This is a genomic window from Enterocloster aldenensis (assembly GCF_003434055.1).
GTDB classification, from domain to species: Bacteria; Bacillota; Clostridia; order Lachnospirales; family Lachnospiraceae; genus Enterocloster; species Enterocloster aldenensis.
Genome location: NZ_QVEX01000011.1, coordinates 171,244 through 171,592 on the forward strand (window position 1 = coordinate 171,244; position 349 = coordinate 171,592).

Sequence of the window (349 nt, forward strand, 5' to 3'; positions counted from 1 at the left end):
ATTTGTTAAAATCCCGCCCCAATTCTATGAAAAGGGCTCTTTTTATGTTTAGTTCCAGGTTTTACTGATTTTGGGCATGCCAAATAAGCCTCCGCATTACCGACCATTTTATCCTATGATGTACAGTGGAGTATCCGCGTCCGGAACCGTTTGAAATTCCGGATTCCGTAGCTGCTCCGTTTTAATACCTTTATCTTGTTGTTAAATCCTTCTGTGGGACCATTTGTCAGCCCGTATTTAAAGGCATTCAGGATTTCTTTTCGCCAGGCCCTGTAGGTCTTAGCACAGGCCTCAAATTCCTTGATCCCACAGCCCTGTGCATTCGCAATCCAGTCATCAAATTCCCTCT

At 44.1% G+C, this 349-nt stretch carries 1 protein-coding gene; it reads right to left on the minus strand.

Annotated elements, in window-relative coordinates:
* Positions 1 to 113 precede the first annotated feature (113 nt).
* Positions 114 to 349 (minus strand): transposase (locus tag DWX59_RS19625; RefSeq protein WP_147325838.1); only part of this gene is annotated, 236 nt, incomplete at its 5' end.